This window comes from Ruegeria sp. CDSA141, assembly GCF_059612005.1.
In genome coordinates this window covers 31,150-47,802 of sequence record NZ_JBXWPT010000010.1, presented here as the reverse complement: position 1 = coordinate 47,802, position 16,653 = coordinate 31,150, and the positions used below count along the sequence as shown (strand labels likewise).

At 58.5% G+C, this 16,653-nt stretch carries 14 protein-coding genes; 10 read left to right on the top strand and 4 right to left on the bottom strand.

Annotated features, from left to right (window positions below; all coding sequences use genetic code 11):
- Nucleotides 1-20 precede the first annotated feature (20 nt).
- The 3 genes from AC2FLP_RS14540 to mdoH are packed head-to-tail and all read left to right on the top strand — an operon-like array spanning nucleotide 21 to nucleotide 4,602.
- Nucleotides 21-1,238 (top strand): OpgC family protein, encoded by a 1,218-nt coding sequence (locus AC2FLP_RS14540; RefSeq protein WP_299901562.1) that lies wholly within the window; start codon nucleotides 21-23, stop codon nucleotides 1,236-1,238.
- A complete protein-coding gene (locus tag AC2FLP_RS14535) occupies nucleotides 1,235-2,734 on the top strand; it encodes an OpgD/OpgG family glucan biosynthesis protein (RefSeq protein WP_496684503.1) in 1,500 nt (499 codons plus the stop codon). Before AC2FLP_RS14540 ends, AC2FLP_RS14535 begins: the two co-directional genes overlap by 4 nt.
- Nucleotides 2,731-4,602: a glucans biosynthesis glucosyltransferase MdoH gene (mdoH, locus tag AC2FLP_RS14530; protein ID WP_496684666.1), complete on the top strand. Its 1,872-nt coding sequence runs from the start codon at nucleotides 2,731-2,733 to the stop codon at nucleotides 4,600-4,602. Before AC2FLP_RS14535 ends, mdoH begins: the two co-directional genes overlap by 4 nt.
- On the opposite strand, the gene AC2FLP_RS14525 is transcribed toward mdoH, so the two are convergent.
- Complete coding sequence (locus AC2FLP_RS14525) at nucleotides 4,603-5,427, bottom strand: CE1 family esterase (RefSeq protein ID WP_299901568.1); 825 nt, start codon at nucleotides 5,425-5,427, stop codon at nucleotides 4,603-4,605. It lies immediately after the preceding gene.
- The gene (locus tag AC2FLP_RS14520) at nucleotides 5,424-5,864 is read right to left on the bottom strand and encodes a rhodanese-like domain-containing protein (RefSeq protein WP_299901668.1); all 441 of its coding nucleotides are present in this window, start codon (nucleotides 5,862-5,864) and stop codon (nucleotides 5,424-5,426) included. Before AC2FLP_RS14520 ends, AC2FLP_RS14525 begins: the two co-directional genes overlap by 4 nt.
- Nucleotides 5,865-6,121: 257 nt before the next feature.
- Here AC2FLP_RS14520 and AC2FLP_RS14515 point away from each other — a divergent pair, with 257 nt between their 5' ends.
- From AC2FLP_RS14515 to selD, 7 genes are read left to right on the top strand one after another with little or no spacing between them, the layout of a single operon-like run.
- On the top strand, nucleotides 6,122-8,992 hold the full coding sequence (locus AC2FLP_RS14515; protein WP_117872802.1) for a monovalent cation/H+ antiporter subunit A: 2,871 nt from the start codon (nucleotides 6,122-6,124) through the stop codon (nucleotides 8,990-8,992).
- Complete coding sequence (locus AC2FLP_RS14510; protein WP_117869526.1) at nucleotides 8,992-9,351, top strand: Na+/H+ antiporter subunit C; 360 nt, start codon at nucleotides 8,992-8,994, stop codon at nucleotides 9,349-9,351. The genes AC2FLP_RS14515 and AC2FLP_RS14510 overlap by 1 nt, the downstream gene beginning before the upstream one ends.
- Nucleotides 9,348-10,892 (top strand): monovalent cation/H+ antiporter subunit D, encoded by a 1,545-nt coding sequence (locus AC2FLP_RS14505; protein WP_496684499.1) that lies wholly within the window; start codon nucleotides 9,348-9,350, stop codon nucleotides 10,890-10,892. The genes AC2FLP_RS14510 and AC2FLP_RS14505 overlap by 4 nt, the downstream gene beginning before the upstream one ends.
- Nucleotides 10,892-11,389, top strand: a complete 498-nt coding sequence (locus tag AC2FLP_RS14500; protein ID WP_117869528.1) for a Na+/H+ antiporter subunit E — start codon at nucleotides 10,892-10,894, stop codon at nucleotides 11,387-11,389. Before AC2FLP_RS14505 ends, AC2FLP_RS14500 begins: the two co-directional genes overlap by 1 nt.
- Entirely contained in the window at nucleotides 11,386-11,655 is a 270-nt protein-coding gene (locus tag AC2FLP_RS14495) for a K+/H+ antiporter subunit F (RefSeq protein ID WP_117869529.1), read from the top strand. The genes AC2FLP_RS14500 and AC2FLP_RS14495 overlap by 4 nt, the downstream gene beginning before the upstream one ends.
- Before the next feature lie 7 nt (nucleotides 11,656-11,662).
- Complete coding sequence (locus tag AC2FLP_RS14490; RefSeq protein WP_117869530.1) at nucleotides 11,663-12,049, top strand: Na+/H+ antiporter subunit G; 387 nt, start codon at nucleotides 11,663-11,665, stop codon at nucleotides 12,047-12,049.
- A 5-nt stretch (nucleotides 12,050-12,054) separates the two neighbouring features.
- Complete coding sequence (gene selD, locus AC2FLP_RS14485; RefSeq protein WP_299901580.1) at nucleotides 12,055-14,214, top strand: selenide, water dikinase SelD; 2,160 nt, start codon at nucleotides 12,055-12,057, stop codon at nucleotides 14,212-14,214.
- Here the strand turns inward: selD and mnmH are convergent.
- Together mnmH and AC2FLP_RS14475 are read right to left on the bottom strand one after the other, a co-directional pair.
- Nucleotides 14,205-15,257: a tRNA 2-selenouridine(34) synthase MnmH gene (mnmH, locus tag AC2FLP_RS14480; RefSeq protein ID WP_117869532.1), complete on the bottom strand. Its 1,053-nt coding sequence runs from the start codon at nucleotides 15,255-15,257 to the stop codon at nucleotides 14,205-14,207. The two genes, selD and mnmH, sit on opposite strands and share 10 nt — an antisense overlap.
- A gap of 47 nt (nucleotides 15,258-15,304) precedes the next feature.
- A complete protein-coding gene (locus AC2FLP_RS14475) occupies nucleotides 15,305-15,970 on the bottom strand; it encodes an SOS response-associated peptidase (protein ID WP_299901584.1) in 666 nt (221 codons plus the stop codon).
- Between the last annotated feature and the right edge of the window lie 683 nt (nucleotides 15,971-16,653).

The following is a 16,653-nucleotide window of genomic DNA, read 5'->3' as shown; positions in this document are numbered from 1 at the left end:
CCAAGAAGGACAGAAAACGTATGGCGACCATATCGCCCGCTTCTGATTTTGCACCCGCTGCGGCCCCCGCCGCAGCCTCTGCCAGCACGCGCGATCCGCGGCTGGATTTCTACCGTGGCATTGCGATGTTTATCATCCTGATTGCACATATCCCCAATGATCCCTGGGCCAAATGGATTCCCGCGCGGTTTGGCTATTCCGATGCAACCGAGATCTTTGTGTTCTGTTCGGGTATGGCCTCGGCCATCGCCTTTGGAGGTGCATTTCTGCGCAAAGGCTGGTGGATGGGAACCGCACGTGTCGCGTACCGCATTTGGCAGGTTTATTGGGCGCATATTGCCTTGTTCTTCTTTGTTGCCATGACGATGGCCGCGCTGGATCAGACTGGCACGTTCGAGAAAACCTATGTCTCGTCGCTGAACCTACAGCATTTTTTCAATGACCCCGCGCCGCAGATGGTCGGGATTTTCACTCTGACCTATGTTCCGAACTACTTCGATATCCTGCCGATGTATCTGGTCGTACTGGCGCTGATGCCGCTCTACATGGCGCTCTACCGCGTCAGTTTCTGGCTGATGGCGGCAGTTTGCGTGGCCATCTGGTTCATCGCACAAACCGGCGCGCTGGCCCTTCCCGCTGAACCCTGGTCCGCGCGCCAGTGGTTCTTCAACCCTTTTGGCTGGCAATTGCTGTTCTTCACCGGCTTTGCGTTCATGCGCGGTTGGATCCCGGCCCCGCCCGTGTCAAAGTCTTTGATCTGGGTGGCAATTGCCTTTGTCGTCCTGTCGGCTCCGTTAGGGTCTTGGAAAGTCTTCACCTGGATCAATACGGCTGCGCCCGAGCTAGGCGCAGTGATCCGCAAGGGCTGGCCCCTGACCGAAGAGCTGCGCGGTAAAACCGAGTTCGGCCTTCTGCGATATGTCCACTTTCTGTCGCTGGCCTATCTGGGATGGGTTGCAGCGGGCGAGCACGGCCACCGTCTGATCGCAACAGGTCATGGTGTGGGCGCACGTATCTGGCAATTTCTGCTGGCCGTTATCACAAAGGTCGGCCAGCAATCCCTTGCCGTCTTTGTGTTTTCCATGGCCGCGGCCCGGCTGATCGGCGTCGCGCTGGATCAGGCTGGGCGGGATGTCGCCACTGTCTTTGTCGCCAACATGATTGGGTTTGCGATGATCATCGGCGTTGCTTATCTGGCAGCTTGGTTCAAGTCACAACCCTGGAAGTCGAAGAAATGAAATTCACACGCCGCGAATTCCTCGTCTCGACGACTGCTTTGGCCTTTGCCCCGACCGCGTACGCGACGGGCGGTGAGACGCCTTTTGACCGTGATTACGTAATTGAAATGGCCCGCGATCTGGCCAGCCGCCCCTATGTGGAACGCGAGATGGTACCACAGGAATGGCAGGACCTGAGCTATCAGCAATACCGCTCCATCCGGTTCCGGCTTGACCGGGCGCTGTGGTACGAAACCGAGACGCCATTCAATGTCGATTTCTTCACCCCCGGCCTGTATTTCCCCCGCACCGTAAAGGTGGAGACGGTCGAGAACGGCATGACCAAGCCGGTCGCCTTCGATCTGGAAATGTTCGACAAGTCCGAAGACGTGCCGCAACTGCCAATCGATGACACGCTGGGCTTCTCCGGCCTGCGCCTGCGCACTGAAATGCACCGCCCCGGTAAAACAGATGAATTCTGCGTCTGGCAGGGGGCCAGCTATTTCCGCGCCATCGGTCTGCACGAGGTATACGGACTGTCCGCGCGGGGTCTGGCGTTGAAAACCGGCGATCCGGATGGTGAGGAATTCCCCGAATTCATCCGTTTCTGGCTGGAGCGTCCCGAACCGGGCCAACGCAACATGGTCGTGCATGCATTGTTGGACAGCCCCAGCGTGACCGGAGCCTATCGTTTCAACGTCACGGCGGGCGCGGATTGCATCATGGATGTCGAGGCAACGCTGTTCCCGCGCGAAGAACTGCCCCATGTGGGCATCGCTCCGGGAACTTCGATGTTCCTGTTCGACCAGACCAACCACAGCCGGTTCGACGATTTCCGCCCTGCTGTACACGACAGTGACGGCCTGCTGATCCGCAATGGCGCGGGCGAGGTTTTGTGGCGTCCGTTGGCCAACCCGACCCGTCTGCAGGTTTCATCCTTCGTCGATACAAACCCACGCGGGTTTGGTCTGATACAGCGCAAACGAGAGTTTTCGGACTACGCCGATCTCGAGGCAAATTACCACAAGCGCCCGGGCCTTTGGGTCGAGCCCCAGGAAGACTGGGGCAAAGGCTCGGTGACGCTGGTTGAGATCCCGGCAGATCAGGAAATCTATGACAACATCGTCGCCTATTGGCGTCCGGCTGAGCCCTTTGCGGCCGGCAGTCAGGTCGACCTGTCCTATCGCTTGATCTGGGGGGAAGAACCCCAACGCACACCGATGCCACGCGTAATCAACACCGCGATGGGCGAGAACACCTTTGGCGAAGGCCGGCTGGCCGTCATCGACTTTGAAGACAGCGAATTGTTCGCGGATATCGACGCGATCACGGTTTTCGTGGATTCCCCCCATGCGGAAACCTCGGACGGGGTATTGCAACGCAACCCGGATACCGGTGGCCTGCGTCTGGCGTTCTCATTCCAGCCCGGCGAGCGTAACCATGTGGAACTGCGGGCGCAGTTGCTGAAAGACAAACAGCCTGCCTCAGAGGTCTGGCTATATCGATGGACCACATGAACCGCGATCTGCATATCATGCCGCCCGAAGCCCCTCTGGCGATGCCTGCGCAGAACTTTGGCGCACGTTTCCGGGATGCGGACGCACCTTCCGGTCAGAACAGGTCATCTACCGGATTCTGGCGCGCGCTTGCCTTTTCGCCTGCAATGGCCGCCACTCTGGCCTTGCTATGGGTCATGAGCGATTGGTTCGGTGCGGCGGGCATCAACGTGATTGAAGGCATCCTTTTGACCTTGATCTCGTTCAACTTCTTCTGGATTTCCTTCACCGTCTGCACCGTTTTGCTGGGCATGGCGTCGCTGGCAAAACAGGAACGTCCCAAGCGCCGGACCGCAGGGCAACCCCTGCGGGTGGCGCTGCTGACCCCGGTCTACAACGAGGTCCCCTGGAACGTACTGGGCAATGCCCGCACCATGTTGGAAGATCTTCAGGCGCGCGGCGGGCAGCACCACTATGCCATGTTCATCCTGTCGGACACGCGCGACCCGGAAATTGCGGCACAGGAACAGGCCAGCGTCGAGGCACTGCGCACCACGCTGGCACCCGGGCTTGAGCTGTACTATCGCCGCCGCGAACAGAATACCGATCGCAAAGTGGGCAACATTGCCGACTGGGTCAGCCGCTGGGGCGCGGATTGGGATGCCATGCTGGTGCTGGATGCCGACAGCCTGATGACCGGGCGCGCGATCCATCGCCTGACCGATGCACTGGCATGCGATCCGGGTGCGGGCTTGATTCAAAGCTATCCGCAACTGATCGGCGCGCAGTCTGTCTTTGCCCGGATGCAGCAATTTGCGAACGGCGTCTACGGCATTGCCTTTGCCGAAGGTCTGGCCCGCTGGTGCGGGCAGGAAGGCAACTATTGGGGCCACAACGCGATTATCCGCACCAAGGCTTTTGCCGCAAGCGCCGGATTGCCCAAGCTGCGTTCGTTCAGCGGTCAGGACAAACTGATCATGAGCCACGATTTCGTCGAGGCTGGCCTGTTGCGCCGCGCCGGATGGGCCGTGCGATTTCTGCCGCGCATTCGCGGATCATATGAAGAAACACCGCCCACCCTCATCGATCACGCCATGCGGGACCGCCGCTGGTGTCAGGGCAACCTGCAACACCTGAAACTGTTGGGTTCATCCGGATTCCGTGCCGTGTCGCGGTTCCACATGTTCCATGGCGCAGTCGGCTATCTGATGTCCCCATTGTGGTTCGCCCTGTTGTTGATGTGGGCGCTTATCGGTCAGGGTCAGGATGCCTCTGTCCTGCATTATTTCAGCCCCGACAATCCTCTGTTCCCGCAATGGCCCGAGATGTCGGAAACCCGTCACGCGCTGATCATTCTGGTCATGTACGCGATGCTGTTGGCCCCCAAGGTTCTGGGCGTTCTGGCCCTGCCGCTAAGCGGTGTACGCTACGCGGATTTCGGTGGCGGGCGGAAATTCCTTGGCTCTTTCCTGGCAGAGGTTCTATTGTCGATCCTTTACGCTCCGATCCTGATGGTGCAACAGATGATCGCTGTTTTCCGTACGGCTTTCGGCATTCAGCGCGGTTGGTCGCCTCAGGCCCGCGACGGTGGCACCTATGGTCTGCGAACGCTGATCCTGTGCCATGCACTTGAAACCGTCAGTGGAGTGGCGCTGAGCGTCGGTATCCTGTCCGGTCTGGTGTCGATCTGGCTGGCCCCGATTGCCATCAGCCTGGCTCTGGCTATCCCATTATCTGCGCTCAGCGGTGTCTCGGCAGGTGCCGCGCGCAAAATGGTCGGAATGCGGGAGGACTTCAGCGAACCCGCCATCACCCGGTCAGCGCGCCGCTATCGCGATGAACTGAAGCGACTGGTCGAAGGCAAAGGCAACATGACCCCGGCCGAGTGATTAACTGCCGGGAAGCCCTTCATACCAATCGACCATCATGTCGGCCCAGCCCGCGGGAACGGTATGCCCTCCGGGAAACAAAGCAAATTCCAGCGCGCTGCCTTCGGCACAGGTGGTCCAGCGTCGGCGCATGAAATCACCTGTAGTACTGAACCCGGTTGGTTTGTGATCTATACATCTGTTGGCATCACGCCAGATTTCCAGGCCCGCGTAGATATCCCCCTGCTGATAGCGCCCTCCGCCCAGCAGGCGCCCTTCCAGCGGCACCACATTGTCTGTCCAGCCATGCGTATGGAACATGCGGATCGGTCCATTGCAGGTTTCAGGATGCGGACGCCAGAAACCACCGGAAACCGGAACATAGGCCGAGAACGTATCGGGGGCCTCGCAAGCCAGATAGTTGACCATGAAAGCACCAGCGGAAAACCCGCCCAGCAAGACACGGTCGGCGTCGATACCAAACCGCTTTGCCGCGTCTTGCACCAATTCGGTCAGAAAAGCGGTTTCGTCCCGATCCCCAAAGCCTGGATAGAAATTCCAGCTTTTGGTTCCGCCCCGGTCGGGCCGTTCCAGCCCCTCAGGGGCCATCACCGCGTAACCGCGTTTCAACAGCGGTTCGACCATCCCGCGATTGCGCATCGTACCCGACCCGCTGCCGCCATACCCATGCAGGAAAACCACCATGGGCGCATTGTCGGCATCGGGCAGTTCGATGTGATAGGCACCCATGGGCGTCTCACATGTATCCTCTTGCCCGGCACACCCCGCCAAAGCGGCTTGCCCGGTCACTGTAACGGCTAAAGCCAGGCTGAATTCCCGGATCATCCTGCATCCTCATCAATTTTTTGAACCGGTAATCCGGCCCGAACCCATCCCGGCCCTGCGGCCGAACCCAGCATGCCCTCGGGCACGTCGATGATATTGGTAAATCCAGCCTCGATCAGGCGGTTGCTCAGGCGTGCTGAACGCACACCGCGCGCGCAGATCAGCGCCACTGGCGCTGCCTGATTGCCACCGGTCAATTCCGTCAGTGCATTGACGAAATCTTCGCGCCGCATATCCAGCGGCACAGCACCCTCGCCAATTCCGGATGCCCGCCATTCGCGCGGGGTGCGGATATCGACCAGCAGAATGCGCCCGTCTACCGCCTGTTCATGGGCAACGGCTACGCTGATCCGGCCGCCACCGTGGTCTTCGGGGATCAAACGGTATTCCCTGATCGCAAACCCACCTGCGATCGCAGCACAAACGCCGATCAACATCCATCTTCGGATTCGGTTCACTTTCTCGGCCAAGATTCAGCCTCCTGTTCGCTGAGATTTGTTCTATCACAGGTGGGGTGAATCGGGGGCGTTGAAAAACCCCGACCAGTATCAAGATCGTGTCATTATTTCGCAACGTGGCAGAATACCTGACCGAACCATTAGGACTCTGTAAAAAAGTTACAATATCTGGACAGTCGGCAAAATATCTTTACAAAATTGGCTTCACACTGACCGCCCAGATCGGAGTATCGCACTTGTCCCTATTCCTTATCGCGGCCCTTCCCTTCCTTGGCGCTGTTTTTCCCGCCCTGCTGATCCGTGCAGGCCGGAACGCAGCCGCTTCCTCCGCCGGTTTGACCACGTTCCTGGCCCTGATGGGCTTGCTGATCCATATCCCCGCAGTGATGCGAGGAGAAGTCGTAACCGCCCGGTTCGACTGGATACCGGGGCTGGGTCTGAACGCGAATTTCATGCTGGACGGCTTGGGATTTTTGTTCGCGTTGCTGATCCTGGGCATAGGATTGCTGATCATCCTCTATGCAAGGTTCTATCTGTCGCGCGAAGATCCGATGGGGCAGTTCTATACCTATCTTCTGCTGTTTCAGGGCGCGATGGTCGGGATCGTCCTTTCAGACAACGTCCTACTTCTGCTTATTTTCTGGGAACTTACATCGCTCAGCTCATTCCTGCTGATCGGTTATTGGAAACACCTGCCCGAAGGCCGCCAAGGTGCGCGTATGGCACTGGCGGTCACTGGCTCTGGCGGCCTGGCGATGATTGCCGGGATGCTGATCCTTGGCAACATCGTTGGATCTTATGACCTCAGCGTCATTTTACAGAACAAAGAGCTTATTCAGGCCTCACCCTTCTATATGCCTGCGCTTGTCCTGATCCTGCTGGGCTGTTTCACCAAATCGGCACAGTTTCCGTTTCATTTCTGGCTGCCGCACGCCATGGCAGCACCGACACCGGTTTCGGCATATCTGCACTCTGCCACCATGGTGAAAGCCGGCTTGTTTCTGATGGCACGGATGTGGCCGGTTCTGGCTGGCACGGATGCTTGGTTCTATATCGTGGCCACCACGGGTCTGGTCACCATGCTGATCGGCGCGTCAATCGCGTTGTTCAAGGACGATCTCAAAGCGCTTTTGGCTTTTTCGACCGTTTCGCATCTGGGTTTGATCACCATGCTTCTGGGTTTCGGCACAAAAATTGCCGCCGTCGCTGCCGTGTTCCACATCATCAACCACGCGACGTTCAAAGCCGCCTTGTTCATGACCGCCGGGATCGTGGATCACGAGACCGGCACGCGCGATATCAAAAGGCTGGGCGGCTTGCGCCACCTGATGCCGATCACCTTCACCATCGGCACGATTGCCGCCCTCTCAATGGCCGGGCTGCCGCCCTTGAACGGGTTCCTGTCCAAAGAGATGATGCTTGAGGAGACCGTGCACACCACATGGCTGCACTCTCATTACCTGGTTCCGGGCCTGGCGTTGCTGGCTGCGTTGTTCTCTGCCGCCTATTCCTTCCGCTTTGTGAGTCATGTTTTCCTTGGTCCAGAGCGGGAAGATTATCCGGCCCATCCGCATGACCCGCCCGTTGGGTTGTGGATCGCACCGGCATTCCTGGTCATGCTTGTCATCCTGATTGGCCTTTATTCCGCTGCCATTGTCGGACCTCTGGTTGCAGTGGTGTCAAGCGCGGTGATTGGCGGTGAAAAGCTGCCCTACTATTCACTGAAACTCTGGCATGGCTTCACACCGGCCCTTTACATGTCGGTTGTGGCCACGCTGGGCGGCCTGTTCCTGCTGGCGCTGCACAAACGGGGTGAGCAGATCTGGAACGCACTGCCCCGCCCCGAGGCCAAGCAGATCTTCGAAGCAATCATAGACGGGCTGACAAGACTGAGCCGCTGGATCACCGATGAGATGCACAACGGCATTCTCAGCCGCTATGCAATCATCTTTGTCGCCTTTACCGTTGGCCTCGGCTATTACGCGTATTCGACCGGGACAATTGGTATTGAGACCCGCGTTCCACTGCCGGCACAGATCATTCCGATCATCGGGTGGATCTGTCTGGTTGGCGCGACGCTGGGCATCATGTGGTTCCACCGCAACCGCCTGTTGTCGCTGGTATTGATCGGAGTCGTTGGCCTGATCGTTTCGATTGCCTTCAACTATCTCTCGGCCCCGGATCTCGCCTTGACGCAAATCTCGGTCGAAGTGGTGACAATGATCCTTTTGTTGCTGTCGCTGAACTTCCTGCCGACCGAAACGCCCTGGGACAGTTCAGCGGCCCGACGCTGGCGGGACGCCGCGATATCCGTCGTCGCGGGCCTTGGCACCGGTGCGCTGATCTACGCGATGATGATGCGCGATTTCGCTTTCCCGACGATTTCAGAGTTCCATCTGGCCAATTCCTACAAAGGCGGCGGCGGCACCAATGTGGTCAATGTGATCCTTGTTGACTTCCGGGGTTTTGATACCTTTGGCGAGATCATCGTTCTGGGCATCGCCGCACTGATCATCTTTGCGCTGACGGAATCCGTTCTCGGTACAAATGTCCGCAGCTATCTGCTGAACCGCAAACCGCATTGGCCGCAATCCGGGGACTCGCATCCGCTGATGATGGTTGTGGTTACCCGCGTGATGATGCCGATCGCACTTATGGTCGGGGCGTACATCTTCTTCCGCGGGCACAACCAGCCCGGTGGCGGTTTTATCGCCGGGCTTATCGTCGCCATCGCTTACCTGATGCAGTACATGGCCAGCGGCTATACCTGGGCCATCGAGCGGCAGAGATTCTATTACCACGGCACCATCGGCTGGGGCGTTTTGATCGCCGCAGCAACCGGACTGGGTGCATGGTTCAACGATCGTCCTTTCCTGACCAGTGATTTCGGCTATCTTCACTGGCCACCGCTGGAGGAGTTCGAATGGGCCACCGCCATGCTGTTCGATACAGGTGTTTTCCTGGCGGTTCTGGGCGCGGTGATGCTGGCGCTGGACAGCTTGTCGCGACTTGCGTGGCAGCCGGGAATGGCACAGGAATTCCCGATGGATATCAACCCACTGCGGGATGATCTTCTGGAAGAAGAACAAGAGAAGGAGCAGGCCTGATGGAAGCGCTCGTAGCCTCTGCCGTCGGCATCATGACTGCCGCCGGGATATTCCTGATCCTGCGCCGTCGGACGTTCCCTGTCATTCTGGGCCTGTCTCTGATCACATACGCGGTGAACGTGTTTCTATTCGCGACCGGGCGACTTGCTTTGAACGCACCGGCAGTCCTGAACAAGTACAAGGACGTCCCCTATACCGACCCGCTGCCGCAGGCGCTGGTTCTGACCGCTATCGTGATTTCTTTCGGGATGACTGCCGTGATCGTGATGATCTCACTCAGCGCATACCTGTCCGCCAAAGACGACCATATCGACATGACCGCCCAGGACAGTGTTGACGCACCGGGAGATGACGCATGAACCACTGGATCGTTGCGCCGATCGTCCTGCCCGCGATTCTGGCCCCGTTCATCATCATGGTCCTGCGATACCATCTGGACCTGCAGCGCATCTTCTCGGTCGCCGGTGTTGTGGCTTTGCTTGGGATTGCGCTGACGATCACGGCTCAGGCCTCGGGCGGGGATATTCAGGTGTACGAGCTTGGCGACTGGCCCGCCCCGTTTGGCATTGTCATGGTGCTGGATCGCATGTCCGCAATGATGGTTCTGCTGGCTGCCCTGCTGGCCCTGCCGATTGTGTTATATGCCATTGCCTCGGGCTGGGATGACCGGGGCAAGCATTTTCATGCGCTGTTCCATTTCCAACTCATGGGTGTTTGTGGCGCCTTCCTGACTGGCGACGCCTTCAACCTTTTCGTTTTCTTCGAGGTTCTGCTGATCGCCTCTTACGGCCTGATGACACATGGCGGTGGCGCGGTGCGGTTGAAAGCGGGTGTGCAGTATGTGGCTTACAACCTTTTGGGGTCGACCCTGTTTCTGTTTGCCCTCGGTACGATCTATGGCGTGACCGGTACGCTGAACATGGCGGACATCGCCGTACGCGTTGCGGAAATTCCGGCCGAAGATACCGCATTGCTGCGCGTTGGTGCGGTGCTGTTGCTGTTGGTCTTCTGTATCAAGGCTGCCGTTCTGCCCCTGCACTTCTGGCTACCGGCCAGCTATGCCAACGCCCCCCTGCCCGTTGCGGCCCTGTTTGCAATCATGACCAAGGTCGGTGCCTATTCGATCCTGCGGATGTACACGCTGGCCTTCGGTCCAGAAGTAGAAGCCACGCAGGGTCTGGTTGGCGAGTGGCTGCAACCTGCGGCGCTGCTAACGCTTGCGGTCGGCGTTGTCGGCATTCTGGGGTCGCAGCATATTGCCCGCATGGTTGCCTTCTGTGCCATTGCATCCATGGGCACCTTGCTGATCGCGATTGCGCAATTCACGCCCGACGCAACGGCAGCCGCCCTTTATTACGTCTTCCATTCGACCCTTGCGACGGCGTTGCTGTTCCTCGTTGCGGACCTGATCATGGAACGACAGGGAGGGACCATCGCCCCCAAACCGCCAATGCCACAAAGCGGGTTGATAGCCGCGTTGTTCTTTGTTGGCGCCATCGCCATGGCCGGGATGCCGCCACTGTCCGGCTTTGTAGGCAAACTTTTGGTTCTGGACGCTTCGCGTGATGCATCCGATGCCACCGCAGTGTGGGCAGTGATCCTGATCGGATCATTTGTCACCATCGTCGGGCTGGCCCGCGCCGGGTCGCTGATCTTCTGGAAAAGCCATGACGCTGAAGTTGTCGCAACCGAAGAAACCGTCGAAGGCGAAGAGGCGTCTGCCCCCACCGCCCCCGAACCGCAACCCGGCCTTGCCTTTACGGCCGTGTTCGGGGCCGTGGCAGGTCTGATCCTGCTGACCCTGTTCGCAGGTCCGGCTCTGGAGTACACGAGCAAAACCGCAGAGCAGTTGTTTGCGCCTGAAAACTACATCTCTGCCGTCTTGGGAAGGGAAGAGTGATGAAACTGCTGCGCCGGATTTTCCCGCACCCCCACCTGACTATTTTGCTGACGCTGGTCTGGGTACTGCTGGCGAACAAGCCTTCGCTGAACTCTCTGGTCTTTGGCCTAATTCTCGGGATCATCATTCCATTCGTCACTCAACCCTACTGGCCGGATCGTCCCAAACTTCGCAACTGGCCAATGATTGTGGAATACATGCTGGTGGTGCTTTGGGATATCGTGGTTGCGAACGTGACAGTGGCCCGGATCATCCTGTTCAAACGCAATGATAACCGCCAGCCCAACTGGATCTGCGTCCCGCTTGAACTGCGCACACCCGAAGCGATCACGGTTCTTGCGGGCACCATCACGATGACTCCGGGCACCGTCAGTTGTGATTTGTCAGCTCAGGGGCATAATCTGCTGGTGCACTGTCTTGATGCCCCCGACCCCGAGGCCGTGCGGGACCAGATCAAACAGCGCTATGAACGTCGCCTGAAGGAGATTTTCGAATGATCGACTACGCGATTTATTTTGCATTTGCCTGTTTCGGTGCGGCGATCATGATGTGTCTGTGGCGTATCATCTCCGCTGACGGGGTCGGTACTCGGGTTCTGGCCTTGGACACTATGGTGATCAACACCATCGCCCTGATGATCCTATATGGGCTGGATCAGGGGACAGAGATCTTCTTCGAAGCCGCCATGATCATTGCCATGCTCGGTTTTGTTTCCACCGTGGCCTATGCGCGCTTCATGTTGCGCGGCAACATTATCGAATGAGGGCGGGATGACATTCATCGTGGAACTGCTGATCGCCTTTTTCCTGATCGTCTCGGGTATCTTCGGCTTTGTCGGGTCTTTTGGCATGATCAAGCTGAAAGACCCGATGTCCCGCCTGCACGCGCCGACCAAGGCAACGACCTTGGGGGTGGGCGGCGTGCTTCTGGCCTCGATCGTGCATTCTGTTCTTCTGGAAGGAAAGCTGTCCCTGCACGAGCTGCTGATCACTCTGTTCTTGTTCCTGACCGCTCCGATCACGGCCCTGTTCATTGCAAAATGGCACATACACCGTCATGAAAACCCAGAAGACCTGCCGGATGCCGGCGAGGATGAGCTTTGGGCCACCCACGCCGTCGAGCAGGTCGAGGACGTCCCGGACCATAGCGCGAATTGAAACCTATGCACATTCCTCCTCTGCCCCTGACCCGCGATCTGGTTCTTGTTGGCGGAGGTCACACCCACGCGCTGCTGCTGCGCAAATGGGGGATGAACCCTTTGCCCGGGGCGCGGGTGACAGTGATCAACCCCGGCCCAACGGCCCCTTATTCCGGAATGTTGCCAGGATATATCGCCGGACACTATGACCGGTGGGAGCTGGACATCGATCTGGTCAAACTGGCGCGTTTTGCAGGCGCGCGGGTCATTCTGGGCTCGGTCGACGGACTCGATACCGATCGTCAAGAAATACATGTTCCCGGGCATCCTCCGGTTGGTTTCGACGTGGCGTCGGTCAATGTTGGCATTTCGTCGGACATGCCTGCAATGCCCGGCTTTTCGGAACATGCGGTACCGGCCAAACCACTGGGGCCATTCGCGGCAAAGTGGGCTGCTTATCTGGAAGGCAGCGGCGCTGCCTCGGTCGCCGTAATCGGCGGTGGAGTCGCCGGGGTTGAACTGGTCATGGCGATGGCTCACGCGCTAAAGGCCAAAAGTCGGACAGCACAGGTTACACTGATCGACAATGCCTTTGCCCTGACGGCCACCAAACCCAAAGCGGCAGCGACGATCCGGCAAGCCATGCAGGATCTTGGTGTGGAAGTGATCGAAAACGCAGCAATCAGCCGGATCGCTTCGGAACACGTCGCATTGCAAGATGGGCGCACAATTCCCGCCAATTTCGTAACAGGTGCGGCCGGAGCCCGCCCGTATGACTGGATCGAAAAGACCAGGCTGGACCTTGAGGATGGCTTCATCCGGGTGAACAGCTACCTCCAATCCAGCGATCCAGTGGTTTTTGCCGCCGGTGATTGCGCCCATCTGGTGGACAATCCCAGACCCAAAGCCGGGGTTTATGCAGTGCGCGAAGCACCGCTTCTGTTCGACAATCTGCGCGCGGCGCTGGGGGCTGGACGGATGCGCAAATATGTCCCGCAGAAGGACTACCTGAAACTGATTTCACTGGGCGGCAAATCGGCGTTGGGTGAACGGTTGGGAGCATCCTTCAGCGGAGCGATGATGTGGACATGGAAGAACCACATTGACCAGACCTTCATGAACAAGTTCCGGGAACTGCCGCAGATGAAGCCCCCTGTGCTGCCTCGCGAAAGTGCGGCCGGACTTGTTGAGGCGCTGGGTGAAAAACCGATGTGTGGCGGATGCGGTGCCAAGGTCGGGCGGGGTGCATTGCACATTGCACTGAAATCGCAACCCGCTCCCATTCGCCCGGACATCACCCCCTTGCCCGGCGATGACGCGGCTCTGCTTCAGACGGGCGGAGTTCAGCAGGTCATGACGTCCGATCACCTGCGGGCTTTCACCAAAGATCCTGCGCTTATGACCCGTATCGCGGCTGTTCACGCCTTAGGCGATATTTGGGCCATGGGGGCCACGCCTCAGGCAGCCACGGCAACCATCATCTTGCCACGCATGTCTTCTGCCCTGCAAAGCCGTACCATGTCGGAAATCATGTCAATCGCAGGAGCCGTCATGCGGGACGCCGGTGCCGAGATTGTGGGCGGGCACAGCTCCATGGGTGACGAGATGACGATTGGCTTCACACTGACCGGGTTATGCGAAACCGCCCCGATCACACTGGCGGGCGGGCAACCGGGCGATTGTCTGATCCTGACCAAACCCATAGGAAGCGGTGTTCTTATGGCGGCTGAGATGGCCGGCCAGGCCAACGGTGCCTGGGTCGCCGCAGCCTACCAGCACATGGTGCAGCCGCAGGGCAAGGCGGCCCGCATATTGGCCGGGGCCCATGCGATGACCGACGTGACCGGGTTTGGTCTGGCCGGACACCTGCAAGGCATCTGCGACGCTTCCGGATGCGGGGCCATGATGGATCTGGGTGCTGTGGACGTGATGGAAGGCGCGCAGGAGCTGACGGACCAGAGTGTTCGGTCAACCCTATTTGCAGACAACCGGGCAATAGCACCTGACCTGCCCGCCGAGGGCAAAGCCGCCTTGATGTTCGACCCGCAGACAGCAGGCGGCCTGCTGGCCGCGGTCGCGGCGAAGGATGCCGATACCGTCCTGGAAGACCTCAAGAACGATGGGTATCCAGCCATGGCAATCGGCGAACTCACCGAAGCACCGAGGCTGCGTCTTCAAAGCTGATCCAGCAGGCTTTCGATCCGGGTCGCTGCCTCGCTCAGGCCGGCGTCGTTCAGAACAGCGATCTCAATATCGGCCAGTTCCTCAACAGAACGGGACCGCCGCGACTTTGCGTATGCCGGGTCATAATGCTGCTCCATCAGGGCCTGAGTAAGCACCTGTTTTTGACCTGCATTGATCAGCTGCATCCAACCATCAACAACCTCGTGACCACGATGAGACCGCAGCGGCGACAGCCGTTCTCGCAACCGGTCGCTGTCTGACAGGATGTCATCATAGGCTTGAACCAGATAGGCGGCACGCGCTTCGAGTGGCGCCGTGATGTTCACCCTCGGGGCTGCACATAAAGCGTTCCACAGGCTGGGTGGCAATATCAGGCTCCCAATCCTGGAAGATTCCGCTTCGACCACAACCGGGTGCGCCGAGTCCATCGAACAAAGCGCTCCCGACAAAGCTGATTCAAAGGCTTTCTGGCTGGGCTGCCCGCCCGGTCTTTCCCCCAATAATGATCCTCGATGATTGGCCAGTGCTTCGAGGTCCAGAACCTGCACTCCACGTGCGCGCAACAGGGCCAACAATTCTGTCTTGGCCGTTCCGGTATAGCCATCCAGCGCCACCAGCCGATGCGGCAACGGATCATCATACAAATACGCATTCACCAACCTGCGGTAGGTGCGATAGCCGCCCTCAATCACTTCCGCCCGCCAGCCGATTTGTTGCAGCATCCAGGTGAACGACCCGGAACGCTGTCCGCCACGCCAGCAATAGACCAAGGGGCGCCAGCTGCCTTCGTGATGGCTTAGATGCCGCTCAATGTGGTTGGCCGCGTTGCGGAACACCAAAGCAGCCCCAAGTTTACGCGCCAGAAACGGGCTCTCTTGTACATACATGGTTCCGACACGGGCGCGTTCCTCGTTATTCAGAACCGGCAGATTGATCGCACCTGGCAGATGATCTTCAGCGAACTCGGCAGGGCTGCGCACATCAATGACTGTGTCATAGTCATGCGCGTAAAGCTGTGTCAGATCAGGAAAGTTCAGAGCCATGCCGAAGGTCTAGCTTGCCGCGTTTCCAAAGGAAAGGTCATGCGCCCTCACGCGTCGAAAGGCTCAATAAGATCAGGCCCCCTGGCCCGGTTTGAGTTGACGGCCGGACCGACGCGATGAAAAGCCAGCACATCCCTTTCCCCCGGCTGCATCAGACGTGCGGCCCCCTTTCCAGCTTCACCCAGCCATAATGGCCAGTGTGGGGGCTCAAGGATCAGGGGCATCCGATGGTGGATCGTGCTGAGGTTTTCGTTGGCCGCCGTTGTCACGATGGCACAGGTGCCCTGACGGTTTTCATCCCCCCCCCAGTCCTGCCAGATCCCTGCAAAGGCAATCGGGGCGCCATCCCTGCGATGGATATACCAAGGCAAGCGCGTTCCCTCGTCCGTCTTGGTCCATTCGTAAAACCCTGTTGCGACAATCAGACAGCGGCGTGATCGGCAGGCATCGCGAAAGGCGGGCTTTTCCGCCAAAGTCTCGGCACGTGCGTTGATCAGCAACGGCCCGGCAGTTTCCGTCTTGTACCAATGTGGCAGAAACCCCCAGCGCAGCGCATCCAGATGACGGCCTGATTCACCGCCCCGCACCACATGCACCTGATTTGTCGGACACACGTTGAAGTTCGGGACGGTTGGCAACGCATTAGCCGGACGCGCGGAAAACAGCTGCGCCATCGCGTCATTGGGAAGAGTTATTGCAAACCGTCCGCACATGGTAATGGACCACCGTTACAATCCTGGTTCTGACACAGGATCTTACTGGGTCGCATGGAAAACCAGAAAACGCGATCCCACAAGAGCAAAGCGGTGGCCTTTTGGGAGGCTGGCAAGCGTCCACAGGCACTGAAAAGACCCCGCAGAAACTCAAAAATTCCCGAAGGCCTCGGATTATCAAACCTTTTCCGGCTTCGTTTTGACCGAGGTGATGCAGTAAGGAAAGCCTTGTCCACATTTCGTTGAAGCTTCGTGGACAAAGCCCGATGATCCGCTGCTTGCCCAGAAATTGGCGAGCGCGCTGATACACACGGGTCAGGTAACGCGTGATTTGGCTAATACCCGAAAAGGAAATAACAATTCCCAGTCCACCGGCACCTTGTGCGGGTCATGGGCGAGAGTAGGACTGAGGGGAAAACTGGAGGTCAATTGCCCGGTTCACCACCCACAAACTGGCCTCACACCCCAACAACCCGAAAGTGCCTGCAAAACGTGCAAAGGCTTACTGTCTCTAGGGGTTCGCCCAAGTCAATCAGGGGCTGGCGCGAGGTCGCGGATCAGATCAAACCGATGCTTGACGGCTTGGCCCGGAACTCTGGCCGGAATACGACTTCAGCTGATCCGTTAGGAAACAAAAAAAAGCCGCACCATAGCGATGCGGCTTTTGTTAATCCTGAAAGCAG

Coding starts and splice junctions, on each gene's coding strand:
- AC2FLP_RS14540 (WP_299901562.1), top strand. CDS start 21: ATGGCGACCATATCGCCCGCTTCTGATTTTGCACCCGCTGCGGCCCCC.
- AC2FLP_RS14535 (WP_496684503.1), top strand. CDS start 1,235: ATGAAATTCACACGCCGCGAATTCCTCGTCTCGACGACTGCTTTGGCC.
- mdoH (WP_496684666.1), top strand. CDS start 2,731: ATGAACCGCGATCTGCATATCATGCCGCCCGAAGCCCCTCTGGCGATG.
- AC2FLP_RS14525 (WP_299901568.1), bottom strand. CDS start 5,427: ATGATCCGGGAATTCAGCCTGGCTTTAGCCGTTACAGTGACCGGGCAA.
- AC2FLP_RS14520 (WP_299901668.1), bottom strand. CDS start 5,864: ATGTTGATCGGCGTTTGTGCTGCGATCGCAGGTGGGTTTGCGATCAGG.
- AC2FLP_RS14510 (WP_117869526.1), top strand. CDS start 8,992: ATGGAAGCGCTCGTAGCCTCTGCCGTCGGCATCATGACTGCCGCCGGG.
- AC2FLP_RS14505 (WP_496684499.1), top strand. CDS start 9,348: ATGAACCACTGGATCGTTGCGCCGATCGTCCTGCCCGCGATTCTGGCC.
- AC2FLP_RS14500 (WP_117869528.1), top strand. CDS start 10,892: ATGAAACTGCTGCGCCGGATTTTCCCGCACCCCCACCTGACTATTTTG.
- AC2FLP_RS14495 (WP_117869529.1), top strand. CDS start 11,386: ATGATCGACTACGCGATTTATTTTGCATTTGCCTGTTTCGGTGCGGCG.
- AC2FLP_RS14490 (WP_117869530.1), top strand. CDS start 11,663: ATGACATTCATCGTGGAACTGCTGATCGCCTTTTTCCTGATCGTCTCG.
- selD (WP_299901580.1), top strand. CDS start 12,055: ATGCACATTCCTCCTCTGCCCCTGACCCGCGATCTGGTTCTTGTTGGC.
- mnmH (WP_117869532.1), bottom strand. CDS start 15,257: ATGGCTCTGAACTTTCCTGATCTGACACAGCTTTACGCGCATGACTAT.
- AC2FLP_RS14475 (WP_299901584.1), bottom strand. CDS start 15,970: ATGTGCGGACGGTTTGCAATAACTCTTCCCAATGACGCGATGGCGCAG.